Consider the following 24,608-nt stretch of genomic DNA (forward strand, 5'->3'; position numbering starts at 1 on the left):
ACCTGTCGCGTCTAGAGGAGCCCTGCCCCCGCCAGGTACTTGCCCACCCGCTCGACCTCCTCCGGGGACAGCGGGATCTGCGGCTCGGCCGTCGCCGGGCAGGCGATGACGCCCCGCAGGTGCAGCGCCGCCTTGAAGGCGCCCAGCGCGGCCGAACCGCCGCCCATCCGGGCCGGGTCGCCGACGGTCACCATGCCGAACAGGGCGCACAGCCGCTCCTGTTCGGTCCGCGCCCGTTCCACGTCGCCCGACCGGCACAGGCGGTCGAGCCGGACATAGCCGTGCGGGTCGACGTTGGCCAGCCCGGGCACCGCCCCGTGCGCGCCCAGCGCCAGGGCCGCGTCCACGATCAGCTCGGAGCCGGTGAGGGTGGTGAAGCCCGGCAGGACACGGGCACCGGTGACGACCTCGCGGAAGCCCCCCAGATCACCGCTGGAGTCCTTGAGCCCGGCCAGCACCCCGTCGGCCGCGAGCTCCAGGACCAGCCCGGCGGGCAGCTTGGTGTGCACGGCGACCGGGATGTCGTAGGCGATCACCGGGATGGTGGCGCGCTCGGCGATCAGCCGGTAGTGGCGGGAGATCTCGGCCGGGTGGGTGCGGGCGTAGAACGGCGCCGTGGCGACGACCGCGTCCGCGCCCGCCGCCGTGACCGCCCCGACATGGTCGAGCATCCGGGGCGTGGTCATGTCGATCACCCCGGCCAGCACCGGCAGCTTCCCCGACACCTGCTCCACCACGGTCTCGACGACCAGCCGGCGCTGACGGTCGGTGAGGAAGGCGACCTCAGAGGTGGAACCGAGCACGAACAGCGCGTCCACACCGCCGGCCACGAGATGGTCGACCAGGCGGCGCAGCGAGGGGACGTCCACCTCGCGGTCGGGGGTCAGCGGGGTGCAGACGGGCGGGACCACTCCGGTCAGCGGGGCGGGAAGGGTCATCGGTGCTCCCTGGGCAGGCTCTCGCGTACGAGATCGTCGGTCGATTCGTCCTCCTGCACAGGATGGTGGCAGCGGTACCGGTGTTCGGGCTGTGACGCGGCCGACAGATCAGGCAGCCGGACCGCACAGATGTCGTCCGCCCGCCAGCAGCGGGTGCGGAACGGGCAGCCGCTGGGCGGCCTGGCCGCCGACGGCACCGGACCGGTCAGCCGGATCGGGTCGACCGGGCGCAGCAGACTGGGCGTCGCCGAGAACAGGGCACGGGTGTAGGGGTGCCGGGCCCGGTCGGAGACCCGGTCGGCCGGGGCCTCCTCGACGATCCGGCCCAGGTACATGGTGATCACCCGGTCGCTCATCCGCCGTACGGTCTGGATGTCGTGCGAGACGAACACCAGGCTCAGTCCGAGGCGCTCCCTCAGGTCCAGGAGCAGGTTGAGGATCTGGGCGCGGACCGAGACGTCCAGGGCGCTGGTCGGCTCGTCGGCGACCACCAGACCGGGGTCGAGGGCGAGCGCGCGGGCGATCGCCACCCGCTGGCGCTGACCGCCGGAGAGCTGCCCGGGCAGGGCGTCGGCGAGCGCCCGGGGGAGGCCGACAAGAGCCATCAACTCCCTTACCCGGTCCTCCCGTTCGGCCTTGGTGCCGCGCCGGTGGACGTCGAGCGGGTCGCGCAGGATCCGCCGTACGGGCAGCCGGCGGTTCAGGGCCGTGGACGGGTCCTGGAAGATCATGCCGGTGTGCGCGCCGACCGTGGCCCGGCGCTCCTCCGGGGACATCGCCCACAGGTCGCGGCCGTGGAAGGAGACCGTGCCGGAAGTCGGCCGCTGGATGCCGACCAGCACCTTCGCCAGCGTCGACTTGCCGCACCCCGACTCGCCGACCACACCGACCGTCTCACCGGGCGCGACGGCGAGATCGGCGCCGGTGAGGGCGTACACCCGGCCCCGGTGGACCACATGGGCGTCCCGTACCTCCACCACGGCGTTCATGCCACGGGCTCGCTCTCCGTCGACGTCAGTTCCACCGCCGGGTGGTGGCAGGCGGCCGTGTGCGTGCGCGTACCGGTGAGGACCGGCGCGGTCGTGTGGCAGACGTCCGTCGCCACCGGGCAGCGGTCGGCGAACCGGCATCCCGCCGGGAAGTCGGCCGGCGACGGCACGACCCCCGGGATCTGCGTCATGCGCTCCTCGGCGGACTCCAGCGACAGCACGCTGCCGAGCAGCCCGCGCGTGTAGTGATGGGCCGGTGCTTCGACCAGCTCGGCGGTCACGCCCGTCTCCACGATCTGCCCGCCGTACATCACCACCACCCGGTCGGTGACGTCGGCGACGAGCGCCAGGTCGTGCGAGACGAGGATCAGCGCGAAGCCCAGTTCCTCGCGCAGCCGCAGCAGCAGTTCCATGACCCGGGCCTGCACGGTGACGTCCAGGGCGGTGGTCGGCTCGTCGGCGACGATCAGCCCCGGGTCCCGGGACAGCGCCATGGCGATCAGCACGCGCTGCCGCTGCCCACCGGAGAGTTCGTGCGGATAGCTGCGCAGGGTGCGCTCAGGGTCGAGGCCGACCATCGTCAGCAGTTCCTGCGGGCTGCGGCGGCCTCCACGCCGCAGGAGCTGCCTGAGCTGGGCGCGGACGGTCATCGCCGGGTTGAGGGCGGACAGGGCGTCCTGATGGACCATCGCCATCTCGTGGCCGAGCAGCCGGCGCCTGACCCGCGCCGGTTCGGCGAGCAGGTCCCGCTGATGGAACCGGACCTGGCCCCGGACCCGGGCGCCCTGCGGCTGGAGGCCCATGACGGTGAGCGCGGTCAGCGACTTCCCGCAGCCCGACTCGCCGACCAGGCCCAGCACCTCGCCGGGGTACAGCTCGAAGCCGACCCCGTCGACGATGTCGACGCCCCGGTGCCGGCCCGGGAAACCGATGGCGAGGTTCTCCACCGTGAGCACCGGCTGACCGCTCCGGTCGAGCGGGGGCCGCGCCCGGGAGCGCAGCCGCCGGGCCGCCTCGGCGAGACCGGGCAGTGCCAGCACCTCACCGGTGTGCTCGGGTGCCCCCGAGTGATCGTCGTGTTCCCCGGGTGTGTCCGTCTCCCGCGCCGCCGGGGCCGCCCACGCGTCCGAGACACCCTCGGAGAGGACGTTCAGGGACAGCACGGTGACCAGCATCAGCAGCCCGGGGAACACGGTCGCCCACCAGCCCCCGGTCAGCACCATGTTCTTGCCGTCCGCGATGACACTGCCCCAGGACGGGTCCGGGGGCCGCACACCCGCGCCGACGAAGGACAGCGACGCCTCGAAGACGATCGCCTCGGCGACCTCGACGGTGCAGAACACCAGAACCGGCGCCGCGCAGTTGACGGCGACGTGCCGCAGCACGATGTGATGCGTTCGGGCGCCGATCACCCGTTCCGCCGTCACATAGTCCTCGCCGTACTGGTCCAGGACGTTGGCGCGTACGACCCGTGCCACCGGCGGGGTGAACAGGAAGGCGATCGCGCAGATCAGGACGGTGATCCCGCCGCCGAACACCGCGACCAGGACGGCGGCCAGCGCGATGCCCGGGAACGCCATCACCACGTCGAGGCTGCGCATCAGGCCCTCGTCGACCCCCTTGCGGGAGGTGGCCGCGAGCGCCCCGAGCAGCGCCCCGGCGGCCAGGGCGAGCGCGGTGGCGCCGAGCCCGATCGCGAGCGACCAGCGGGCGCCGTACATCAGTCTGCTGAGGATGTCCCGGCCGAGGCTGTCCTGGCCCATCCAGTGCGCGGCGGAGGGATGCCCGGTGCCGCCGACCGGGTCCTGCTGGTCGAGCGGGTCGTGCGGGGCGAGCAGCGGAGCGAACAGGGCGGCCAGGACGACGACCGCCAGGACACAGACGGCCGCCTTCGACAGGGGCGACATGCGCCGCCACCCGCGCAGCCGTACGCCGGGCCGGGAGAGCCGCTCGGTGAGGCTCGCGCGCGTGAGCATCAGGCCGTCCTCAGACGTGGGTTGACGAGCAGATGGAGGAGGTCGATGACGAGGTTGATGACGACGAACCCGGTGGCCGTGGTGAGGACGACGCCCTGGACCACGGCCGGGTCGCCGTTCTGCACGGCGTCGATCATCAGCTTGCCCATGCCGGGCAGGGCGAAGACCGTCTCGATGACGACGGCGCCGCCGAGCAGATAGCCGATGCGCAGACCGAGCACGGTCAGCGGGTTCACCAGCGCGTTGCGCAGCACGTTCCGGCCGACCACCACCCGGGGCGGCAGCCCGCTGCCGTACGCGGTGCGCACATAGTCCTTGTCCAGCTCCTCCACCACCGACGTCCGCACGACCCGGGTCAGCGAGGCCGCGACGGGCAGGGAGAGGGCGAGTGCGGGCAGCGCCATCGTGCGCAGCCAGCCGCTGACGGAGTCGGCCGGGTTGACATAACCGCCCGCCGGGAACCAGCCCTTCGCCACGGCCAGGTACTGGATCATCAGCAGCGCCAGCCAGAACCCCGGCGCGGCCACCCCGACCAGCGAGACGGCCCGTACGGCCTGGTCCGGCCACCGGTCCCGGTACACCGCCGCCGTGACCCCGCCCACCAGCGACAGCACCAGCGCGACGGTGAGCCCCAGGAAGGTCAGCTGGAGGGTGAGCGGCAGCGCCGTGACGATCTGGTCGGCGACCGCGGCGCGGGTCAGGGTGCTGGTGCCGAGGTCGCCGTGGAGCAGATCGCCGACGAAATGGACGTAACGCACCGGTAGGGGGTCGAGAAGCCCGTTGCGCTCGCGGAAGTCGTGCAGCTGCCGCGGGGTCGGGTTGGCGCCCTGGAAGAACGCGGACGCCGGGTCGGCGTCGGAGAACCGCATCACCAGGAACGCGAACAGCACGATGCCCAGCAGCAGCGGCACCAGCAGGGCCACGCGGCGCAGCACGATCCGTACGACGGCCGGCATGTCGTCAGACCCACTTCGCTTGCAGGAGGTTGACGCCGGGGTAGGGCTGGGCCCTGGTCCCGGTGAGTCTGTGCGGGTCCCACGCGGTCATCAGCTCGTTGTGCACGACCGGGTAGAGGACGGCCTGTTCGGCGACGACGTCGACGCAGTCCTGGATCATCGCCCTCTTCCTCACGGGGTCGGGTTCCCGGGTGGCCCGGTCCATGTCCCCGAAGAGCCGGCGGGCGACCGCGTCGCCGCCCCAACGGGCGTAGCCGGTCCACAGGTTCTGGGGGCCGTAGTTGTAACGGAGGATCAGATCGGGGTCGAGGCCGAACTGGTTGGGGTTCGAGGCGGCGGCGACGACCTGGTAGTCGCGCTTCTGGTCCAGCTTGGTGAACACGGCCGTCGTCTCCTGCGGAGCGAGGGTCGTACGGACCCCGATGGCGTCCCAGGACGCCTTGACGGTCGGCAGACAGTCCACGATCCAGCTCACGTTGACGGAGAGGATCTCCACCTCGAGTCTCCGCACCCCGGCCGCCTTCAGCAGCGACTTCGCCCTCGCCGGATCGTGGTCGTACACGGTCTTCGCGGGCCGGTAGGCGGGGTTGGTCTCGTCGAGGAACGAACGGGCGGGCTTTCCATGCCCCTTGAGGGCGACCTCGACCATCCGCTCGCTGTCGATGGCGTAGCGCAGCGCCTGCCGTACCCGTACGTCGTCGAAGGGCTTGTGGCGGGTGTTGAACATCAGGAACAGGTTGTTCATCCCGGCCGCGCCCGCGACCCTCAGACCGCCGCGCTCAAGCCAGGGGATGTTGGCGTAGGGGATGTTGTCGGCGATCTGCGCGCCCGCGCCGCGTCCGGAGATCCTTGCGACGCGCGAGGCGGCGTCGACGATCGTCAGCCAGTTCATCCTCGTGAAGGCCGGCCTGCGCGGTCCGTCGTAGGCGTCGAACGCCTCGAAGGTGGTGTTCGACTTCGGGTGGTGCGCGGTCTGCCGGTACGGTCCCGAACCCACCGCGAGCCCGCGGATCGCGGCGTCCCATCCGCCGGGCCGGGAGAACACGTGCCGGGGCATGACCTTGGCGAGGGTGAGCCGGGCGATGCCCTCCGGAAAGGGGAAGCGCAGGACGAGCTCGACCGTGCGGGTGTCGACCTTGCGGACCCCTTTCAGCCAGCTCGCGAAGAAGCCCTTGGCGAGGGTCTGGGTGCCGGGGTCGAGGATCCGGTCGTACACGAACAGCACGTCGTCGGCGGTGACGGGCCTGCCGTCGTGGAAGACGGCACCCGGCCGCAGCGTGAACCGCCAGACGGTCGCCCTCGGGTCGGCCGGCAGCCGGGTCGCCAGCGCGGGATACGGCACGCGAGAGATCGGGTCGGTGTCGACCAGCCCCTCGTAGACGTGGTTGTTGGCGGCCATCGCGAACGCGGACGCCGTCTGCGTGGGGTCCCAGCTGCCGTCGTTGCCGTAGCCGATCACGGCGGTCAGGGTGCGGTCGGGGCCGCTGCCGCCGATGTCGTTGGTGGACTCCGGGCCGCAGCCCGCCAGCACCGGGGACAGGCCGCAAAGGGCTCCCACGGTGCCGGTCAGGAACGATCGGCGGTCCGGCGCCGGCACGTCGTGGACCACGGTTCCCTCCAGCGGCGGCAGATGTCCCCTTTTGTCTGCTTGATCAGCGCGACCATAGGAGGGGCCGTGGGGGTGGTCAAGGCGATGCGCCCGAATGGCGTAGTCGCTCGGCGTGAACCTTACTTTCCAGTACCGTAAGTAACATGATCAACTCTGGCTCATGTCCACTGAGAACGATGCCCTGAGCCAGGCCCGCGCCGCGTACGAGGACCATGTGCGGACCTGCCGCCAGTGCCACTACGACCAGTCACCGTGCGCGGTCTCCAAGCACCTTCTGCGCACGTACAACAACGTGCGCAGAACACAACGGCAGCGTGCGGCGGGGTGAGTGTCAGGCGGGGCGCACCGCGCCCCGCACCGTGCCCTCTCCGACGGCGAGGACCGACTCCTCGCGGATGTAGGCGCCCGGACCGGGGGCGTGGATCATGTTGCCGCCGTCCGTGCACAGGCCCACATGGCTGAGGTCGTCGTGGAAGAAGACGAGGTCACCGGCGCGGAGCTCATTGAGCCCGACCCGGGTGAACGCCTTCGCCTGGTCGATCGCGGACCGCGGCAGGGTGACCCCGGCGGCCCGCCAGGCGGCCTGCGTGAGGCTGGAGCAGTCGTACGACTCCGGGCCCGTGGCCCCCGGCAGACAGGGCCGTCCGACCTGCGCCCGCGCGAAGGCGAGGGCCTTGTCGGCCTTCCCGAGGTAGGCCGTGCCGGTCGCCGTGGTGGTGACACCGACGGGGGCGGGGACGGGGACGGTTTCCACGGCGGGTACCGGCGCCGGGGCCGGGATGGCCTGGGCGAACACCGGCGCGGGGGCCGGGGCGGGCTGCGGTACCTGCGCCATGGGGGCCGCGGGGGCCATGGGGGCGGCCACGGCGGTCGCGCCGCCGTACCCGGCGTCGGGCATCGGGAAGGCGTAGGAGCCCGTCACCGGACCGGCCTGGGCGACCGGGATCCCGGCCGGGGGCGTGGCCGGACCCGCGTCGGGCACGGGGTAGGTGAACATGCCCGTGTCGGGCCCGGCTTGGGGCGTGGGCCAGGGCGCGGCTTGGGGCGTGGGCCAGGGCGCGGCTTCCGGCATGGGCAGCGCGAAGGAGCCTGACGCGGGACCGGGCTGCCGGGGCGCCGGGATCCCGGCCGCGGGTGTGGGCGGACCCGCGTCGGGCACGGGGTACGTGAACGAGCCTGTGCCGGGGCCCGCTTGGGGCGCCGCTACGGCGGCGTCCGGCATGGGGAAGGCGAACGAACCGGTGCCGGGGCCCGCCTGGGGGGCCGGCGCGGCATCGGGCATCGGGAAGGCGAACGAACCCGTCCCGGGGCCGTTCTGGAGCATGGGAGTGCCCGACGGCGGGGTGTTCTCGGCCTCGCCCGGCATCGGGAAGCGGAACGCGGGCTGCGCCACGCCGAATTCGGAGGTCGGGAAGGCGGCCCCGGCCCCGGACGCGGAGCCGGCGCCCGGGGTCATGATCTTGGCCTCGGGCATCGGCGGGTTGTCGTTGGCGGGGGCCGGCGGGGCGACCGTCGGGACGGCGGCCGTCGCCTGGCCCGCCCACGCGGCAGCCGCCTCGGCGCGGTACGCCTGCTGCTCGGCGGTGTCCCCGGGCTGCGACGGAACGGCACGCATGGGCGCGGTGACCGGCGCCGCCATGGGCTGAGCCGGCATGGCCTGAGTGGGTGCGGGCTGCGCCATCATCTGCTGGGGCGCCTGGGGCTGAACGTGCGCGGGCTGCGCCATCATCTGCTGCGGTGCTTGGGGCTGAACGTGCCCGGCCTGCGCCATCATCTGCTGCGGCGCCGTCTGTACCACCGGCATCGACGTCGTCAGCTGGGACGGCTGTGGAGCCGGTGCCGGCGTCGGCTGGGACAGGGCGCGGGCCAGCAGGTCGCGGGCGGTCGCCAGCTTGCGCCCGGCCTTCTCCTTGTTGTTCTTGAGGGAGGCCTGGCGGTTCGCCGGAGCGGCGGCGGCCGACCCCCCGGGGGCGGCGGGCGCGGCCGGCAGGGCCAACGGCTCCGCACGGGGCGGCTCCAGAGCCGCGGGCATCCGCTCGGGCGCCGCGGGCAGTGCCGCGACGGCCCGCCCGGGCAGCTCCGGCGTGCGCCGCGCGGGGGCCTCCAGCTCGAGCCGGCGCCCGGACTCCAGCGCGGGCGGACCTCCGCCGCCCTCGACCAGGCGCTCCAACTCCTTGGGGATGCGCACGGGTCGGGGAGTCTGAGGCGCGGGCATCCGGTCGGCCGGCAACACCGCGGGCACCGTGGGGCCGATGCTGTTGCGCGCACCCTCGAACCATCTGCGGGCAACGGACTCCACCGACGGCCCGCCCTCCCCGCGTCCCCGCGCGAGGGAGACACCGGACCTGCGGTTCGCGTTCGACATGGCGCGCGTGGCGTTGTAGTTACCGGTGTCGCTCTCGGCCCGGTCGTACAGCGAGTTGACCCGCTGCTGGATCTCGGCCCGGCTCGGCTCCCCGACCTCCGTCGCCATGGAAGACGTACTCCTTCCCGGGCGACCCCAGTGTCCGTGGCGCCCCAATGTTTCTGGGCGTCAACTTAGCCAACATGTGTGGTCGGCGTGAAGATTGAAGCGTTAAATGTCCGATACGTTTTCGTGACCTTCGTCTCAATGGATCATGCGCTCGAATCGAGCGTCCTGGCGACCGATACGAGCGTGAAGCCATGAGATCTCCGCTTCAATGAGCGAAACTACACGTTGTTCACTCGCCCTGCGGACCGAGGTGTGCCATGGACCGTGCCCGACTGCGTCACTTGCTGGCCCGCGAGCGCGCGGACGCCGAGCGCCGCAACCCCCGCTCCCGGGAGGCGTACGCGCGCGCCGGGCACCTCTTCGGCCGGGTGCCGATGACCTGGATGAACAAGACGGCCGGCGCCTTCCCCCGGTATCTGGAGTCCGCGCGCGGTGCCCGGGTCCGCGACCTCGACGGGCACGAGTACGTCGACTTCTGCCTCGGCGACACCGGCGCCATGGCGGGACACTCGCCGGCCGCCGTCACCGACGCCGTGCGGCACCGGTTCACCGTGCTCGGCGGCGCCACCGCGATGCTGCCCACCGAGGACGCCGAATGGGTCGGCGCCGAGCTCACCCGCCGCTTCGGCCTGCCCCGCTGGAGCTTCTCGCTCACCGCGACCGATGCCAACCGCTGGGCGATCCGGCTCGCCCGGGCCGTCACCGCCCGCCCGAAGATCCTGGTCAACAGCTACTGCTACCACGGCAGCGTCGACGAGTCCCTGATCGTCACCGGCCCCGACGGCCACGGCGCCGACCGCCCCGGAAACGTCGGCGCCCCCTGCGACGTCACCCTCACCAGCCGGGTAGCCGAGTTCAACGACCTCGGCCATCTGGAGCGCGAACTCGCCCACGGCGACGTGGCCGCCGTCCTGATGGAACCCGCCCTCACCAACATCGGCATCGTCCTGCCCGAACCCGGCTATCTGGCGGGTGTGCGCGAGCTGACCCGTCGCCACGGCACGCTGCTGATCAACGACGAGACGCACACCTTCTCCGCCGGGCCGGGCGGCTGCACCGCCGCCTGGGGCCTGGAGCCGGACGTGCTGACCATCGGCAAGGCCATCGGCGGCGGCATCCCGGCCGGCGCCTACGGCCTCTCCGCCGACCTCGCCGACCGGCTGCTGGGCCGCGCCGACCTGGACCTCGTCGACATGGGCGGAGTCGGCGGCACCCTCGCGGGCAACGCGCTCTCCGTCGCCGCGACCAGGGCCACCCTCGAACACGTCCTGACCGACGACGCGTTCGCCCGGATGCACCGGCTGTCCGAGCGGTTCGAGGCGGGCGTCCGGGCCGGCGTCGAGGCGCATGCCCTGCCCTGGTCGGTCAGCCGCCTCGGTGCCCGCACCGAGTACCGCTTCACCGACCCCGCACCCCGCACCGGCACCGAGGCGGCGGCCGCCGGCGACACCGAGCTGGAGGACTTCCTCCACCTCTACCTCGCCAACCGGGGCATCCTGCTCACCCCGTTCCACAACATGGCCCTGATGTGTCCCGACACCACCGAGGACGACGTCGACACCCACACCGAACTGTTCGCCGCCGCGCTCGCCGAACTGACCGCCTGAGCCGTCCGTTCCAAGGAAGAGAGTTTCAAGGAAGAGAGTGAGGAACGCACGCGTGGACGACATCGACCGGGCCATCCTGCGCGAACTGCAGACCGACGGCCGCATCGCGTACGCCGACCTCGGTCCCCGGGTCGGCCTGTCCGCCTCGGCCGCCCGCCAGCGGCTGCAACGGCTGCTGGACGCCCGGGCCGTCCAGGTCGTCGGCGTCACCGACCCGATGGCGATGGGGGGCCAGGCCATGGCCCTCCTCGGCATCACCGTCGACGGCGACCCGCGCCCCGTCGCCGACGCGCTGGCCACTCACCCCGAGGTGGTGTACTCCGTGCTCACCTCCGGCGGCTTCGACCTCTTCGCCGAGGTGGTCAGCCCCACCCCCAAGGACCTCCTGGACTTCGTCAACGACACCGTGCGGCCCGTCGAGGGCGTGCGCGGGGTCCAGTCCTTCCCCTACTTCGGCATCCACACCCACCGGTTCCTGTGGGACGTGGGGTGAGCCCGGCGCCGGCCGGTCCGCGCAAGAGGCGTCAGCGCGGAACGATCGCCGCCTCGGCCGCCGTCTTGATCCGGCGGCCGAAGCCGTCGGCGTCCTTGCGGGCGGCGGCGAGCGCCAGACCGACGAGGAGCTTGCCCAGTCCGTGGCCTTCAAGAATGTTGAAGATCCGGACCCGGGTCCTGCCGTCGGGCAGTGATTGCAGGTCGTAGCCGCCTTCGCGTGCCGTCACGGTGTTCTTCGACACCTCGGCCCACCGGAGCTTCACCGGGGCTTCGAGAGAGGTGATGCGGAACTCCCTGGCGGTCTTCATCCCGGCGTCCTTGACCGTGCTCCGGAAGACGGTACCCACCGTTGTCGGGCCGTCCGGGATCCGCTCGATCCTGAGCACCCGGGGGCTGAACTGCGGATCGTTGCGTCCGTCGGCGAGGTAGGCGAACACCTCCTCGACGGGCCGGTCGACCTCGACCGTCGCTTCGAATTCTCCTGACATAGGCACTCCCTGGTTGATTGAGCCGCCCGCGCCCGCGTAACCGCCGGTCCTGCCGTAGCCGCACCGCGACCCTACGGGACCGGCGAGCATCTCGCGCGGCGTGCACAAGGACGCACAACGGGTCGTCCGAACGGAATACCGTCCACCTTCTCGTGCTCCTCGACGATCCGGCCCGTCGGCCGAACACGCCGTCCCGACGTGCCCGGCCGTATCCTCGGTGGCATGACAACGCGCAAGGACGCCGCCGATGCCGCCGACGCCTCCTGGCGGTCGCTGTGGTCGAAGAACTCGGCGCTGTCGATCGGCTCGGTCGACTCGTTCCTCTCCATCGGCTCCGTGGGCAGCGCCCTGTCCGTCGCCTCCGTCGGCAGTTTCCTCTCCGCGGGTTCCGTCGGCTCCGCCGCGTCCTTCGTCTCCGCGGGCTCCTGGCTCAGCAGCGGCTCCGTCCTGTCCGCCCGCTCGACCGGCGCGATCCTGTCCTGGCGCAGCCGGGGCGGCGTCCTCGCGGCCGGCGCCGCGGTGGCGGGACTGGCCGTGCTGTACACCCGGTCCCGGGGCCGCTCGGCGCGGTGACCGGCTCAGCCCGCCAGTAGCAGGGCGTCCCGGCTGCCGCGCCACTCGCGCGGGGAGAGGCCGTAGGCGGCGCGGAAGACCCGGCTGAAGTGGGCCGGGTTGGTGAAGCCCCAGCGCTGCGCCACCGCGGACACCGTGGGAACCGGCGCGTTCTGGCGGCCCAGCTCGCGGGCGCACTCCTCCAGCCGGCGCCGCTGGATCAGCCGGCCCACGGTGACCCCTTCCTCCTCGAACAGACGGTGCAGATAGCGCACCGAGATGTGGTGGGCCGCCGCGACGCTCTGCGGGGACAGCGCGGGGTCCGTGAGGTGTTCGTCGATGTGCCCCCGGACGCGCTGGACGAGGTGGTGCTGCGGACTCGGCTCCGGCGCCGCCGCGGGCGCGCCGCGCTCGTGCACCAGCGTCGCGAACAGGTCCACGACACTCGCGGCCAGCCGTGTCGCGACGACGGGCGAACCCGGCGGCACCGACACGGGCAACGTTGTCAGGAACGACACCAGCAGCGCCCCGAACCCGTCCCTGCCCGGAATCGTGGTGCCGGCGACCCGCCGCAGCTCCTCCTCCGGCAGTCCGACGGCCCGGCGGGGCATGTGCACCACCCGGGTGCTGAAGCGCCCCGGGTAGTCCAGGGAGTACGGCCGTGTCGTGTCGTAGACGACGAGGTCGCCCTCCTCGACGAGGGCGCGCCGGCCGTCCTGGACCAGGGTCGCCGTGCCCGACGTCTGGACACCGACCGCCACGTAGTCGGCACGCGCGTGTGCGATGTGCGCGGCGGTACGGCTGGCGCGCTGGGCGTCGGCCTCGACGGTGGAGACGCGCAGCCCGCCCAGCCGTCCGGTGGCCACCCGGCCGCGGAACGGGGCGTCCGCGCGGGCCGTGACGGCCATCGGCACCAGCGCCCGGCCCAGCGCGTCGCGCCAGTACGAGAGTTTCTCCCCCTCGGGAACCGAAGCCGTCGTCAACACCAGGCTCACCTGGTTCTCCTCTCCACCTGTACGCCACCGGCGGAGAGCACGGAACGGCGGCGGTCCGGTCTCCCCACCGCCTTCAGCCAAGCAGCGGACCGGCCCGGCCTCCAGGCAGGAAGCAGGCAGAAACCGCAGAGACCGCAGAAACCGCAGAGACCGCAGAAGACCCGGAGCGCGGCGGCACGGCCGGTCGTCCGCCGTGCGCTGAGGGAGTAGCCCTGTGCACTGCGGGACAAGACGCGGCAGAGCCAGGAGGACCAGGATGGGAGGCGCGGCGAGGGGAACCTCGCCCGCCGCCGACGCGCCCCCGGAGCCCGTCCTCGTGCTGTGGGGCGCGAGGCGTACGGACGGAGGGTCAGCGCGCGTCGAGGCGGGCGAGGGCGTCGCGTGCCTCGGCGACCCGCTGCGGGTCGGCGGCCGGCCCGAGCGAGACACAGCGGGCGAAGACCTCCCGGGCCTCGGCCGGCCTGCCGGCGGACAGCAGGGCGTTGCCCAGGCCGACGAGCTGACGGCTCTCCATGGCCGTGTTGCCGCTCTCCCGGTAGATCGCCACCGAGGTGCCCAGGTGGTCCACCGCCTCCGGCCACCGCTCCAGCAGGGCGTGGCACCTGCCCATGTCCGAGAACAGGCCACCCCGCGAGAAGCGGGCGATGTGCGGCTCCATCCGGTCGCCGCACCGCTCCAGGAACGCCAGCGTGTCGCGGTAGACGACGAGGGCCCGCTCCGCGTTGCCCGCGTCCAGCAGGACCACGCCGCGTCCGTGCAGGGCCTGCAGGGTGCCGGGCAGGTCGCCGACCGCCTCGAACAACGGGGCCGCGCGGCGCATGTGCTCGGCCGCCGGCGCGTAGTCGCCCAGCCGGCGCAGGGCCATCGCGCGATAGATGTGCGACCAGGCCTCCTGACGGAGGTCGCCGGCGCCGCGTGCGATGGCCAGGGCCTCGGCGGAGCGCGCGAGGCTGTCCTCGGGGCGGTCCTCGCACGTGAGCAGCGCCCACGCGTGGTAGTTGAGATGCGTCGCCTCCAGCACCGGATCGCCCAGTTCCCGCGCGCTGCGGGCCGCGGTGCCGAAGACCTCGGGCCAGTGCCCCCAGAAGATCCACTGGTCGGAGAACCAGTGCAGCGCCTCCGCGACCTCCACCACGGTCGTGTGCTCCCCGGCGACCGCCGCCGCGCGCAGGGCGGCCAGCCAGTTGGCCCCCTCGGCCCGCAGCCACACGCGTGCCCGGTCCGCCGTCGACAGATCGACCGTCCGCACCCGGCCGGGCGGCGGCGCGCCGTGGTCCGGCTCGAACCAGCGGCCGGCCAGGACCGTGGTCTCCAGCAGCCACGCGTACAGCGACTCGCGCGCTTCCTCGGCCTCCTCGGCCGTCAGCCGGGTACGGGCGTACAGCCGCAACAGGTCGTGCAGCCGGTAGCGGTCCCCGTCCGTTCCCAGCAGCCCGGTCTCGACCAGCTCCTCCAGCGCGTCCTCGGCGTCGAACAGCGGCTGCCCGGTCAGCCGGGCGGCCCCGGCGGCCCCCGTGTCCGGGCCCGGGACCAGGGCGAGCCGCCGGAACAACCGTGCCGCGGCGGGGGTGAGCTGACGGTACGACAGGTCGAAGGCGGCGGCGACGCGTACGTCCCCGGCGGCCAGCGCGTCCAGTCGCCGGTCCTCGGCCGCGAGCCGGTCGGCCAGCCGGCGTACGGTCCAACCGGTGCGGGTGGCCAGCCAGTTGCCCGCCACCCGCAGCGCCAGCGGCAGATGTCCGCAGCGTTCGGCGACCTCGGCGACGGCAGCGGGGTCCGCCGCGGCACGCTCCGGCCCGACGAGAGCGGTGAGGAACGCGGCGGCGTCGGCCGGGCTCAGCTCCCCGAGCGGCAGCCGGTGCACGCTGTCGAGACCGGTCAGCATGCGCCGGCTCGTCACCACCACCATGCTCCTGCCCGCGGCCGGGAGCAGCGGGCGCACCTGGGCCTCGTCGCGCGCGTTGTCCAGCACCAGCAGACAGCGCCGCTCGGCGAGCAGCCGCCGGTACAGCGCCACATGCCCCTGCGGCCCCGCCCTGACGAGGTCGCGGTCGGCCACCTGGAGCGCCTTGAGGACGCCGAGGACGAGTTCGGCCGGTCCGGGCGGCGTGTCGTCCGTGCCGCACAGGTCGACAACCAACTGGCCGTCGGGAAACCGCTCGGAGAGATCCCGCGCGGCGTGCAGAGCGAGCGTGGTCTTGCCCGCCCCCGGCGGCCCGGACACCGCCACCACCACCGGCTGGACGGCACCCCGGTGCGGCTGCCTGCCGAGGGCCGGGGCGTCCCCGTGGCCCTCCTCGGCGAGGACCTGCGCGTCTGTCCGCCCCTGCGGGATGTCTCCGTGGCTCTGTTCGGCCAGTGTCGAGAGGCGGGTCAACTCCGGCTCTCGGCCCACGAAGTCGTCGACGCCCCGCGGGAACGCCCGTACGCCCACCGGGCTGTAGCCCGCGGTGCGCCCCGTCCGGGCCGCCGCCAGCAGCCGCTCCCGCAGGGCCTCGTCCAGCCCCAGGCCGTCGGCGAGCGCCGCGACCGTACGCCGCTGCGGAGCGGCCCGCCGCCCCCGCTCCAGGTCCCCGATGCCCCGCACACTCACGCCCGACGCCTCCGCCAGGCCCTCGATGGTCTGCGAGGCGGCGAGCCGTAACTCCCGCAGCAGCGCTCCGAACGTCGCCCGCTCCGCGCTCAACTCCGCCCTTTCCGCCTGCCGTGCCCTGTCGGTGCCCCTGTCCGTGCCCCCGGGGTCGATCACTCGAATTCTAGGAGACCGGGGCGTTGTCAGTGGTCGCCGCTAAGTTTGTCCTTGTCGCGCCGATCGGCTGTGACAACCCACCTGAGCTGCGCCGATTCGGCGTGTGCAGCCGTATGCCGCAAAGGAGATGGCGCGTTGTCGCAACGGGAGAACCCAGCCTGGGAACAGGCGAGTACGGCGCGGGTGGTGGCGCCCGCCCGGCCCCGCAAACTCGCCAAGGTCCCCTTCGTCGAACTGGCCGACGGACGTCTGCAGGGCGTGGTCTCCAGCGGCTCGGACATCGAGCGGGTGTATGTCTCGTCGGTCGCGGCCGGGACGTACGCCTTCGCGTGCAGCACCAACAACAACCGCCCCTGCGGCGGCGCGCGCGGCGGGTTCTGCAACCACATCCGCGCCCTGGTCACCGAGGCCGTCCTGCAGTACGGCGCCGACCGCGTCGCCCGCTATCTGCGCGCCGAGCCCCCGGGCGGGGAGACGGACGCCCCCGCCCTCACCGCCGCGATGACCGGCGCGCGCCCGCCGCAGGCCGACGGCAAGACGCTCGCCGCGCCCGTGTTCAGCCGCTTCCTGCGCCACCTCGCCTATCTCGAACTGACGCCGGTCACCGATCCGTTGCCGGAGCTGCACTGGTTCCCGCCGACCCGGGCGGCGGATGCCACGGAACCGCCTCCGTGCACGCCCGGCGACCTGTTCATCGCCCCCGTCGCCGGGCTCGACGAGGCCCTCGCCGCCGCCGACGCCCTGGACCGGACCCTCGTCACCGGTCTGCTGCGCCCCCGCCCCGACCGGGCCGCCGACCTCACCGAGCTCGCCCGCGCCGTGGCCCGCAGCCCGCTCGCCGCCCGGGTCGCCGAGGCCGCCGAGAAGGCCGCGGCCGGAACCGCGGCCGAGGACCACTTCGTCGCCCTCGCCGCCGCCCGCACCGCGCTCCTCGGCGCCGCGCACGACGCGCTCGCCGCGCGTGCCGACGAGGTGACCGGCCGCACCCGCGCCGAACCGCCGCCCCCGGCCGCCGGCGACCGTCCGCCCGTCAACCTGCTCGCGGCGGCCCGCACCTGGCTCGCCGACCTCGCCCGCGCCGGCTGGCAGGGCATCGACCACGACCTCGTCGGCGGGGCCGCGCCGATCGTCTCCGCGATGCTGCCCCAGCCCGAACTGCGCCGCCAGGCCACCCTGCTCGACGGCCTCGCCGCCGAACTCGCCGCGTCCTGCCCCGGCTCCGCCCTGGAGCGGATCCCGGCGCGCCGCTGGGGCGACCTGTGGTCCCGCGCCCTGCTGCTGACCGAACCCGGCGCCACCGCAGGCGCGGTCACGGGCACCGCCACCGGCCGCCTGCTGCCGCTCGGCGCCGACCTCCACGAACACGCCACCGCCGCCCAGGCCCAGGTCCACGCGGTGTTCGAACCCGCCGACGGCACCCCGTCCCGGCTGGTCCGCGCGAGCGTCTCCGTGCCCAAGCCGGACACCGTCGTCGCGGCCGGCGTCTGGCAGCTGTTGCGCCCCCGCCTGTCGCTCCTCGCGGCCCTCGGCGAAGGCCGCGCCATGGAACTCGACGCCATGCCCCTCACCGACGCGGGCGACCTGATCTGGGACGACGAGCGGGCCCGCACCGGCGAACCCGCGGACCCCTTCGCCACCGCCCGCGTCGCCCTGCCCACCGCCACCGCGGCGCCCACCGCACCCCTGGACCGCCACCCGGCGCGCCTCGCCGAACCGGTGTTCCTGGAGGGCTACGAGACCCGTAAGGACGGCGACACCCTCACCCTTCTCCTCGCCGGGCGCGCCCTCCCGGTGGACACCGACCGCATCCCGGTCGCGAGCCCCCTCACCCCCGAGGCCGTCGCCGCCTCCGGCGCGTGTGTCGGCCTGCTCCGCTGGGACGCCGGGGAGTTCCGGCTCCAGCCGCTCGCCGTCGAGACCACCGTCCGCAAGAGGACCGTCGCCCTGCACGCGGGCGCGTGGGCCGGCGGCACCACCGACAAGAACGGCGTCAAGGCGGAGAAGGCCGCCACCGACGCCGTGACCGTCCTGCGGGAACGAGCGGGAAGGCTGCTGCGCAAATGACCGACCACCAGGTGAACGACCATCAAGTGACCGACCGTCAGGTGGAAGCCCACCCGGACGACAACCGCCGGCAGGTCCTCTACTGGCGGCTCCTGGCCCGTCTCTTCGACCCCGAGGAGCAGGCCGCGCTGGAGTCGGCGAGCCTCGCCGTCGTCGAGGACATCGGCCTGCCGCCCGCGCTCCTGGACCCGGGGGCCTCCGTCGACTCCCTCGTGCAGCGCCATCCGGAACTGGCGGCGGAACTGGACGGCCTGATGGTGCCCGGGGCCGACGAGGAACGGGACGGCGCCGCCGAGGTGCGACGGGCCGCGCTCGTCTCCAAGGTGCTGCTCAACGTCCACGCCACGGGCGGCGGAGCCGTCAGCGCCGGGCAGCTGGCCCGCTGGCAGTCCGACGCGGGCTGGCTGGAGCGCGCCCTCGGGCACGCGCCCGGGGAGCTGCGCGGCGGCCGGAGCCCCGGCATCGGCGCGGAACTCGGCGAGCTGGAGGCCGACCTCGTCCGCCGGATGCATCTGCGCGAGGTCCTCGCCGACCCGAAGCTCGCCGCGCGACTCACCCCGAGCATGTCGCTCATCGAGCAGCTGCTCCGCGACAAGAACAACCTCTCCGGCGTGGCCCTGGCCAACGCGAAGTCGCTGATCCGCCGCTTCGTCGACGAGGTCGCCGACGTGCTGCGCACCCAGGTCGAGAAGGCCACCGTCGGCGCGATCGACCGCTCGATCCCGCCCAAGCGGGTCTTCCGCAACCTCGACCTCGACCGCACCATCTGGAAGAACCTCACCAACTACAGCCCCGAAGAGGAACGCCTCTACGTCGACCGCCTCTACTACCGGCACACCGCCCGGCGGACGACACCGCAGCGCCTCGTCGTCGTCGTGGACCAGTCCGGCTCGATGGTCGACTCCATGGTCAACTGCACCATCCTGGCCTCGATCTTCGCCGGACTCCCCAAGGTCGACGTCCACCTCATCGCGTACGACACCCGGGCCATCGACCTCACGCCCTGGGTCCACGAACCCTTCGAGGTACTGCTGCGCACCCAGCTCGGCGGCGGCAACGACGGTCCCGTCGCGATGGCCATGGCCCGCCCGAAGATCACCGAGCCCCGCAACACCGTGATGGTGTGGATCTCGGACTTCTACGAGTTCAGCCGCTCCCAGCCGCTGTTCGAGGGGATCGAGGCGGTGCACCGCTCCGGCGTGAAGTTCATCCCGGTCGGCTCCGTGACCAGCTCCGGGCGGCAGGAGGTCAACCCCTGGTTCCGGGAGCGTTTCAAGGCCCTGGGCACCCCGGTGATCACCGGTCACATCGACAAGCTCGTCCACGAACTCAAGTCGTTCCTCACCTGAAGCGCCCTGACACACCCTCCTGACCCGCAGAAAGGCCCTCATATGTCCGACCTGTTGCGCGCCCCCGCCGAGATCAAGTACGCCGAGGAACTCGACTGGCTGGAGTCGGCCGACGACAACCCCAAGCCGTTCTCCTGGCGGCTGTCGCCGAAGATGCTCCGGCTGTTCGTCCTCGGTTCCGAGCGCTCCGACGGCCTCGACCGCGACATCGCCCAGAAGTGGTTCGGCGACCGCAGTATCGTCGAGCGGGCCATCGTCACCCTCGCCTCCGACCGCGGCCTGCTGCTCATCGGCGACCCCGGCACCGGAAAGAGCTGGCTCGCCGAACTGCTCTCCGCGGCGATCTGCCGCAACTCCACCCAGGTCGTCCAGGGCACCGCCGGCACCACCGAGGACCACATCAAGTACTCGTGGAACGTGTCCATGGTGATCGCCAAGGGCCAGTCCAGGGAGTCGATGATCCCCTCACCGATCATGACCGCGATGGAGACCGGCACCATCGGCCGTTTCGAGGAACTGACCCGCTCCACCAGCGATGTCCAGGACGCCCTGATCTCCATCCTCTCCGAGAAGTACATCTCGGTGCCCGAGCTCGACGGCGCAGGTGGCGACAACATCGTGTTCGCCAAGCCCGGCTTCTCGGTCATCGCCACCGCCAACAGCCGCGACCGGGGCGTCAACGACCTGTCCTCCGCACTCAAGCGCCGCTTCAACTTCGTCCGCATCCCCGTCGTCACGAACAAGAAGAGCGAGGCGGAGATCGTCCGCTTCCGCACCGAGGAACTGCTGCGCCGCCACCGCATCGAACTGGACGTCCCGCCCACCCTGCTGGACGTACTGCTGCAGAGCTTCGCCGACCTGCGGGCCGCGGCGGCGACCGCCGGCGGTGACGACGAGAAGCTGGAGTCCGCGCTCTCCACGGCCGAGCAGATCGGCGTCCTGGAGGACGCCATCCTGCACAGCAACTTCTTCGGGGAGCGCGCCCTGACCGCCCGCACCCTCGCCTCCTCCCTCGTCGGCTCCCTGGCCCGCCGCGACCCCGAGGACCTCGCCATCCTCAACAAGTACCTGCACGGCGTCGTCGAACCGCGCGGCAAGGAAGAAGGGGGCTCCTGGCCGGAGTTCCTCGAAGGCGGACGCGACGCGATCGCGACCCTGTCATGAGCAGCGGCGGCACCTTCGACGCCCTGCGCGGTCAACTCCACGAGGCGGCCACGGCGTTCGCCGACGGACCCGGCGCCCTCGAAGGCCTCCTGCGGGGCATCGTCGACGACGTCGAACGCGCGGTGTCCGAACCGCTGGAGATCTTCCCCGTCTGCCACCACTCACCGGCCTCGGCCATCGCCATGGCCCGCCGGCTGCGCGAGAAGCAGCCGAAGGCGGTCTACCTGGAGCTGTGCGAGGACATGGCCCCGCTCCTCACCGAGCTGCGCAACTGCCGCCTCCCGGTGGCCGTCCAGTCGTTCGCCAGCGAGGTCGAGGGCTTTCCCGCCGACTGGTCCCCGCTGTCCGTCGTCGCCCCCGTCACGGAGGCCTCCGCCGAGTACCAGGCCATCGCCTACGCCCTGGACACCCCCGGCGTCGAACTCGTCCTCGTCGACCGGTCCTCCGACCATGTCTTCCAGTGGGAGACACCCCGCGACTCCGGCACACCGGGGGAGCCGCCGGCCGACGAGGACACCGCCCTGCACGGCGACGCCGTCGGCGTCGACATCGGCGACCTGCGCCCCCGCTTCGCCGAACTGGAGGAACACCTGCTGCGCCACGGCCGGGTCCGCCACTGGTCGGAGTGGTGGCACCAGTACGTCGAAGTGCCCCTCGGCGACGGCGACCACGACACCTACCGCCAGGTGATGCTGCTCATCGGCAGCCTCTTCCGGCGGCTCGCGCCCGGCGACCCCCACAAGGTCCGGGTCGACGAGGACCGCGAACGGTACATGTGGACCCGGATGCGCGAACACCTCGCCGCCACCGGCACCGACCCCGCCGACTGCCTCTATGTCTGCGGCGCGTTCCACGCGGCCAGCCGGGTCGCCGAGTTCGGCGTGCACGGCAGCGACTCCTTCACCATCGGCCCGCCCAGCGGCACCAAGTGGCGGCACGGCCTCATCCCGTCCAGCCACGGGGCGATCGAGGCCCAGTTCGGCCTGGCCCCGGGATCGGTGTCCATCGCCGCGACGGAGTGGGCCAAGAACGTCAGAAGGACCGGCGTACGTCCGTACCGCCTCGAAGGCCAGGCAGGCACGAAGCCGAAGAAGAAGGCACTCCCCGCCCCGGTCCCCGCCCCCACCGCGGTGCCTGCCGACCGGCTCACCGGCTTCCTCCGGCGGCCACCCGCCCTCGACCCCCTCGACGAGGCCGAACTGCTCGGCTGGTCGGTCGACATCGTGCGCGCGGCCCGCCGCAGCGGCTACCTCGCCTCCACCGCCGACGCCATCGCCGTCTTCGAGACCTCCATCCTGCTGGCGGGGATGCGCGACCGCGCCAAGCCGACGCCGTACGACTTCCAGGACGCGGCCGTCACCTGCATCGAGAAGGACACCGTGCCCGGCCGGCGGGACGTGGGCAGACTGGTCGAGATCATGATGGGCGGCGACCGCGTCGGCCAGGTCGGCTACGACGCGCTGCCGCCCCTCGCCCGCGACGTCCACGACCGGCTCGCCCCGCTGAACCTCCGGCTCCAGCAGCGCGGCGTCCAGCGGGCCCTGCTCGACATCGCGGCCCAGCCCGAACTGGAGCGCTGCTCCGACGTCCTGTGGATGCTGCGCCGACTGCTGCCGCACGGCGCCGCCCGCCCCGTCATGGGCGACCGCAGCCTCGGCGAACGCGCCATCCAGGAGTCCTGGGACCTCGCCCTGGGCACCCACCAGCGATCGCTCATCGAACTCGGCTACGAGGGCGTCAGCATCGAGCAGGTCCTGGAACAGCGGCTACGGCGCGCCGCGTACGACCCGCAGGCCACCGCGGCCGGCGTCCTCGAAGCCGTCGAGGACGCGATCCTGTACCTGCGCAGCAGCCGCCTCGCCGACGAACTCGGCACCCGCGCCCTCGAGGTCCTGGCCACCGAACGCAGCGTCGACGGCGCGCCGGAGGTACTGCGCCGCGTCCGCCGCCTGCTGGCTCACTACCGCACCGCCGAACCCGCCCTGCCCGGCTGGATCGAGTCCTTCGTCAAGACCGGCTACGCCCACTACTGCACCCGGCTGCCGACCGCGTTCACCGACGACGACGCGACCGTCCGCCAGGTCGCGGCCATGCTGGGCTTCCTGTTCGGCATGGAGGGGCTGGCCCTCTCCCTTGGCTGCGACCGCGCCCAGCTCGAACTCGCCCTCGCCCAGTGCCACCCGGCCGACCCCGCCCGCACGGCCCTGCTCTGGGCGGCGCAGACCCACCTCGGCACCCTCACCCGGAGCACCCTGCGCGAACGCTGTGACGACCTGCTCGGCAACCCCCTGGCCCTGCCCGCCTACCCCCGCTACCTCAGCGGCTTCCTGCACGCCCTGGAACCGGTGCCGGCCCTCGCCGACTTCGTCGTCGAGGCGGTGTCGAACGCCTTCGCCCGGCTTCCCGACCCGCTCCTGCTGCCCTGGCTGCCCACCCTCATCGGCACCCTGCGCGCCGGCGGCGCCGAACTGGCCCCGCTGATCGTCCGTGAGGCCGGCCGCCTCTTCCCGGCCCGCCTCACGGCACTCGACAGCTGGGTCCCGCCGTGGCGGCTCCCGCAGCAGACGCCCCCGGCGCCGCCGACCGCGCACACCGACGGCGGCGTGGCACTCCTCGCCGCCCACCCCACCACCTGCGACGCGCTGGCGGACCTGCTGGGCTGCGACGGCACCTGGGCGACCACGGAGCCGGTGTCCGGCGTGGCTCTCCTCACCGAGCACCCGGGGACCGCCGTGGCGCTGGAGGCCCTGCTGGCCGTCGGCTGACCGGCAGCGCCGCCACCAGCCCGCGCAGGGTGTCCAGCCCCAACGCCGGGTTGGCGGCGGCGTGATGGGCCAGTTCCTCGTCGTCGAGGAGCCGCGCCAGCCGGGCGGGGGGAAGGTTCGGATGCCGGGCGGACGCGGCCCGTACGGCGGGGTCCGGGTCCCGGGTGAGCCGCTCCACGGTCTCGGGCGGGGTCCCGGGGTCACGGACGGCCAGGGCGCGGACGGCGGGATCCTCGTCGTCGGCGTACCCGGCCAGCCCGTCGGTCGGGAAGTTCGGACGGGTGAGGAGGTGGTCGCGCTCACGGCCGGTGTACTCCAGGAAGCTGCGCAGCAGCAGCGCCGGCGCGGCATCGGGGTGGTTCTGGGCCAGCAGCACACGTACGCCGAGGTCGTCGTCGCCGGTCAGCCGGGCCAGCAGGTCCGGCGGCAGCGTGGGCTCCTCCGCCGCCCTCCGGCGGAGCAACGGGTGGCCGGAGAGCGCGTCCTGCCGGACGGCCCCGGGATCGCGGGGCCGCAGGGACTCGAGGTGGAAACCGAAAGTGCGGTCCATCGGGACCTCGTAGTCGATCCCGGCCCGCTCCTCCTCGCTCCACGCGGGGTGCAGCGACACGGCCAGCCGCACCCTCGGCTCATGGTCCACGGCGAGTGCCCGGCGCTGGTCGGGGGCCAGATCCGCGCGGTGCGCGATCCGCTCCCGCACCTCCGGGTCCGGATCGGCGGCCAGGAGAACCACCATGTCCGGAGGCAGCGAAGGGTTGCCCGCGATCATCAGCCGCTCATCAGGACCCACCGGAGCGGTGAGGACGCCGTCCACGACGGCCCTGTTGAGAGGCCGGTTCATGAGGATGTCGGTGCGGCCGTGACAGGACCGGTCGGGCAACTGGCTCGCCACCCAGTCCGGATCCTCGTACCGCTCATCGCTTGGGCCACCCCAGGCACGGACCTTGGGGACCGGATGGGTGGGCAGGGTCTCCCACAACTCCCTGGAGAACTGCTGGTAAACAGTGCCGGCCAGTTCGTCGTTGCTGTACGTGGTGAGCATGCGTATCACGGTCTCGTCGGGCAGCGGCCTGGGACGGCCGTAGTGGGGCATTCTGGGGCCGTCGGCGAGATGGGCGCGCACGAGCCACTCCGGATCGTCCACCAGCCGCGCCCGCTGGGCCGGATCGACGTGGGGGTTGCGCGCCAGGAAGCTGCGTGTCCGGGTGTCCGGGTGGTCGATCGCGGCGTCGACGACCGCCACGGGAAGGTCTCGGTCCCGGCACAGCACCATGCGTGCCGCGAGCGGCGCGTCGGCCAGGAGCCGTAGCAGGACGTCCTGCGGAGTGGACGGGTTGAGGGCCAGCCCTGCCAGGCGTCGGGTGGGCAGATCGGCTTCTTCCCAGATCTGCTCGGGTGCGGGCATGCTGTCGTGTCCCCCCGGTACAGCGAATGGGCCC

At 73.0% G+C, this 24,608-nt stretch carries 18 protein-coding genes and 1 pseudogene; 9 read left to right on the top strand and 10 right to left on the bottom strand.

Annotated features, from left to right (window positions below; all coding sequences use genetic code 11):
- Positions 1–11: 11 nt before the first annotated feature.
- Genes ACFPIH_RS19245 through ACFPIH_RS19265 form a run of 5 tightly spaced genes read right to left on the bottom strand, consistent with a single transcriptional unit; the run spans position 12 to position 6,468 of the window.
- Positions 12–938, bottom strand: coding sequence for a dihydrodipicolinate synthase family protein (locus ACFPIH_RS19245; protein ID WP_381163372.1), 927 nt, complete (start codon positions 936–938; stop codon positions 12–14).
- Positions 935–1,927 carry an ABC transporter ATP-binding protein gene (locus tag ACFPIH_RS19250; protein ID WP_381163369.1) on the bottom strand — a complete coding sequence of 331 codons (993 nt, stop codon included), beginning with the start codon at positions 1,925–1,927 and terminating at the stop codon, positions 935–937. The genes ACFPIH_RS19245 and ACFPIH_RS19250 overlap by 4 nt, the downstream gene beginning before the upstream one ends.
- Positions 1,924–3,903 (bottom strand): dipeptide/oligopeptide/nickel ABC transporter permease/ATP-binding protein, encoded by a 1,980-nt coding sequence (locus ACFPIH_RS19255; protein ID WP_381163366.1) that lies wholly within the window; start codon positions 3,901–3,903, stop codon positions 1,924–1,926. The genes ACFPIH_RS19250 and ACFPIH_RS19255 overlap by 4 nt, the downstream gene beginning before the upstream one ends.
- Complete coding sequence (locus ACFPIH_RS19260; RefSeq protein ID WP_381163363.1) at positions 3,903–4,859, bottom strand: ABC transporter permease; 957 nt, start codon at positions 4,857–4,859, stop codon at positions 3,903–3,905. The genes ACFPIH_RS19255 and ACFPIH_RS19260 overlap by 1 nt, the downstream gene beginning before the upstream one ends.
- A gap of 4 nt (positions 4,860–4,863) precedes the next feature.
- The gene (locus tag ACFPIH_RS19265; RefSeq protein WP_381163360.1) at positions 4,864–6,468 is read right to left on the bottom strand and encodes an ABC transporter substrate-binding protein; all 1,605 of its coding nucleotides are present in this window, start codon (positions 6,466–6,468) and stop codon (positions 4,864–4,866) included.
- 160 nt (positions 6,469–6,628) lie between these two features.
- Between ACFPIH_RS19265 and ACFPIH_RS19270 the strand changes: the two genes are divergently transcribed.
- Positions 6,629–6,796: a hypothetical protein gene (locus tag ACFPIH_RS19270; protein WP_381163357.1), complete on the top strand. Its 168-nt coding sequence runs from the start codon at positions 6,629–6,631 to the stop codon at positions 6,794–6,796.
- Positions 6,797–6,799: 3 nt separating this feature from the next.
- Here the strand turns inward: ACFPIH_RS19270 and ACFPIH_RS19275 are convergent, their stop codons facing one another.
- A complete protein-coding gene (locus tag ACFPIH_RS19275) occupies positions 6,800–8,941 on the bottom strand; it encodes a C40 family peptidase (protein WP_381163354.1) in 2,142 nt (713 codons plus the stop codon).
- Between the two features lie 257 nt (positions 8,942–9,198).
- On the opposite strand from ACFPIH_RS19275, the gene ACFPIH_RS19280 reads away from it, so the two are divergent.
- Positions 9,199–10,548 carry a transaminase gene (locus ACFPIH_RS19280; protein ID WP_381163351.1) on the top strand — a complete coding sequence of 450 codons (1,350 nt, stop codon included), beginning with the start codon at positions 9,199–9,201 and terminating at the stop codon, positions 10,546–10,548.
- 52 nt (positions 10,549–10,600) lie between these two features.
- On the top strand, positions 10,601–11,041 hold the full coding sequence (locus ACFPIH_RS19285) for an Lrp/AsnC family transcriptional regulator (protein ID WP_381163348.1): 441 nt from the start codon (positions 10,601–10,603) through the stop codon (positions 11,039–11,041).
- A 31-nt stretch (positions 11,042–11,072) separates the two neighbouring features.
- Here ACFPIH_RS19285 and ACFPIH_RS19290 read toward each other — a convergent pair whose 3' ends face one another.
- The gene (locus tag ACFPIH_RS19290; protein ID WP_381163344.1) at positions 11,073–11,531 is read right to left on the bottom strand and encodes an SRPBCC family protein; all 459 of its coding nucleotides are present in this window, start codon (positions 11,529–11,531) and stop codon (positions 11,073–11,075) included.
- 222 nt (positions 11,532–11,753) lie between these two features.
- Between ACFPIH_RS19290 and ACFPIH_RS19295 the strand changes: the two genes are divergently transcribed.
- A complete protein-coding gene (locus ACFPIH_RS19295; RefSeq protein ID WP_381163341.1) occupies positions 11,754–12,104 on the top strand; it encodes a hypothetical protein in 351 nt (116 codons plus the stop codon).
- Between the two features lie 5 nt (positions 12,105–12,109).
- On the opposite strand, the gene ACFPIH_RS19300 is transcribed toward ACFPIH_RS19295, so the two are convergent.
- Both ACFPIH_RS19300 and ACFPIH_RS19305 read right to left on the bottom strand, forming a co-directional pair.
- A complete protein-coding gene (locus ACFPIH_RS19300; RefSeq protein ID WP_381163338.1) occupies positions 12,110–13,078 on the bottom strand; it encodes an AraC-like ligand-binding domain-containing protein in 969 nt (322 codons plus the stop codon).
- A 349-nt stretch (positions 13,079–13,427) separates the two neighbouring features.
- Positions 13,428–15,827: an ATP-binding protein gene (locus ACFPIH_RS19305; RefSeq protein ID WP_381163335.1), complete on the bottom strand. Its 2,400-nt coding sequence runs from the start codon at positions 15,825–15,827 to the stop codon at positions 13,428–13,430.
- A 135-nt stretch (positions 15,828–15,962) separates the two neighbouring features.
- Between ACFPIH_RS19305 and ACFPIH_RS19310 the strand changes: the two are divergent.
- From ACFPIH_RS19310 to ACFPIH_RS19330, 5 genes and pseudogenes are all read left to right on the top strand, one after another.
- A pseudogene (locus ACFPIH_RS19310) lies at positions 15,963–16,475 on the top strand (hypothetical protein); the annotation flags it as partial.
- Between the two features lie 39 nt (positions 16,476–16,514).
- Complete coding sequence (locus ACFPIH_RS19315) at positions 16,515–17,891, top strand: hypothetical protein (protein WP_381164565.1); 1,377 nt, start codon at positions 16,515–16,517, stop codon at positions 17,889–17,891.
- Positions 17,888–19,240: a VWA domain-containing protein gene (locus ACFPIH_RS19320; RefSeq protein WP_381163332.1), complete on the top strand. Its 1,353-nt coding sequence runs from the start codon at positions 17,888–17,890 to the stop codon at positions 19,238–19,240. Before ACFPIH_RS19315 ends, ACFPIH_RS19320 begins: the two co-directional genes overlap by 4 nt.
- A gap of 42 nt (positions 19,241–19,282) precedes the next feature.
- On the top strand, positions 19,283–20,404 hold the full coding sequence (locus ACFPIH_RS19325; RefSeq protein ID WP_381163329.1) for an ATP-binding protein: 1,122 nt from the start codon (positions 19,283–19,285) through the stop codon (positions 20,402–20,404).
- Positions 20,401–23,169: a hypothetical protein gene (locus ACFPIH_RS19330; RefSeq protein ID WP_381163326.1), complete on the top strand. Its 2,769-nt coding sequence runs from the start codon at positions 20,401–20,403 to the stop codon at positions 23,167–23,169. The genes ACFPIH_RS19325 and ACFPIH_RS19330 overlap by 4 nt, the downstream gene beginning before the upstream one ends.
- Here the strand turns inward: ACFPIH_RS19330 and ACFPIH_RS19335 are convergent.
- Entirely contained in the window at positions 23,114–24,574 is a 1,461-nt protein-coding gene (locus tag ACFPIH_RS19335; RefSeq protein ID WP_381163323.1) for a hypothetical protein, read from the bottom strand. The two genes, ACFPIH_RS19330 and ACFPIH_RS19335, sit on opposite strands and share 56 nt — an antisense overlap.
- Between the last annotated feature and the right edge of the window lie 34 nt (positions 24,575–24,608).

The organism is Streptomyces vulcanius, assembly GCF_042653945.1.
Classification (GTDB): domain Bacteria; phylum Actinomycetota; class Actinomycetes; order Streptomycetales; family Streptomycetaceae; genus Streptomyces; species Streptomyces mangrovi.

Excerpts from the sequence above, each read along its gene's own strand:
- ACFPIH_RS19245 (WP_381163372.1), bottom strand. The coding sequence starts at position 938 with ATGACCCTTCCCGCCCCGCTGACCGGAGTGGTCCCGCCCGTCTGCACC.
- ACFPIH_RS19250 (WP_381163369.1), bottom strand. The coding sequence starts at position 1,927 with ATGAACGCCGTGGTGGAGGTACGGGACGCCCATGTGGTCCACCGGGGC.
- ACFPIH_RS19255 (WP_381163366.1), bottom strand. The coding sequence starts at position 3,903 with ATGCTCACGCGCGCGAGCCTCACCGAGCGGCTCTCCCGGCCCGGCGTA.
- ACFPIH_RS19260 (WP_381163363.1), bottom strand. The coding sequence starts at position 4,859 with ATGCCGGCCGTCGTACGGATCGTGCTGCGCCGCGTGGCCCTGCTGGTG.
- ACFPIH_RS19270 (WP_381163357.1), top strand. The coding sequence starts at position 6,629 with ATGTCCACTGAGAACGATGCCCTGAGCCAGGCCCGCGCCGCGTACGAG.
- ACFPIH_RS19275 (WP_381163354.1), bottom strand. The coding sequence starts at position 8,941 with ATGGCGACGGAGGTCGGGGAGCCGAGCCGGGCCGAGATCCAGCAGCGG.
- ACFPIH_RS19280 (WP_381163351.1), top strand. The coding sequence starts at position 9,199 with ATGGACCGTGCCCGACTGCGTCACTTGCTGGCCCGCGAGCGCGCGGAC.
- ACFPIH_RS19290 (WP_381163344.1), bottom strand. The coding sequence starts at position 11,531 with ATGTCAGGAGAATTCGAAGCGACGGTCGAGGTCGACCGGCCCGTCGAG.
- ACFPIH_RS19295 (WP_381163341.1), top strand. The coding sequence starts at position 11,754 with ATGACAACGCGCAAGGACGCCGCCGATGCCGCCGACGCCTCCTGGCGG.
- ACFPIH_RS19320 (WP_381163332.1), top strand. The coding sequence starts at position 17,888 with ATGACCGACCACCAGGTGAACGACCATCAAGTGACCGACCGTCAGGTG.
- ACFPIH_RS19325 (WP_381163329.1), top strand. The coding sequence starts at position 19,283 with ATGTCCGACCTGTTGCGCGCCCCCGCCGAGATCAAGTACGCCGAGGAA.
- ACFPIH_RS19330 (WP_381163326.1), top strand. The coding sequence starts at position 20,401 with ATGAGCAGCGGCGGCACCTTCGACGCCCTGCGCGGTCAACTCCACGAG.
- ACFPIH_RS19335 (WP_381163323.1), bottom strand. The coding sequence starts at position 24,574 with ATGCCCGCACCCGAGCAGATCTGGGAAGAAGCCGATCTGCCCACCCGA.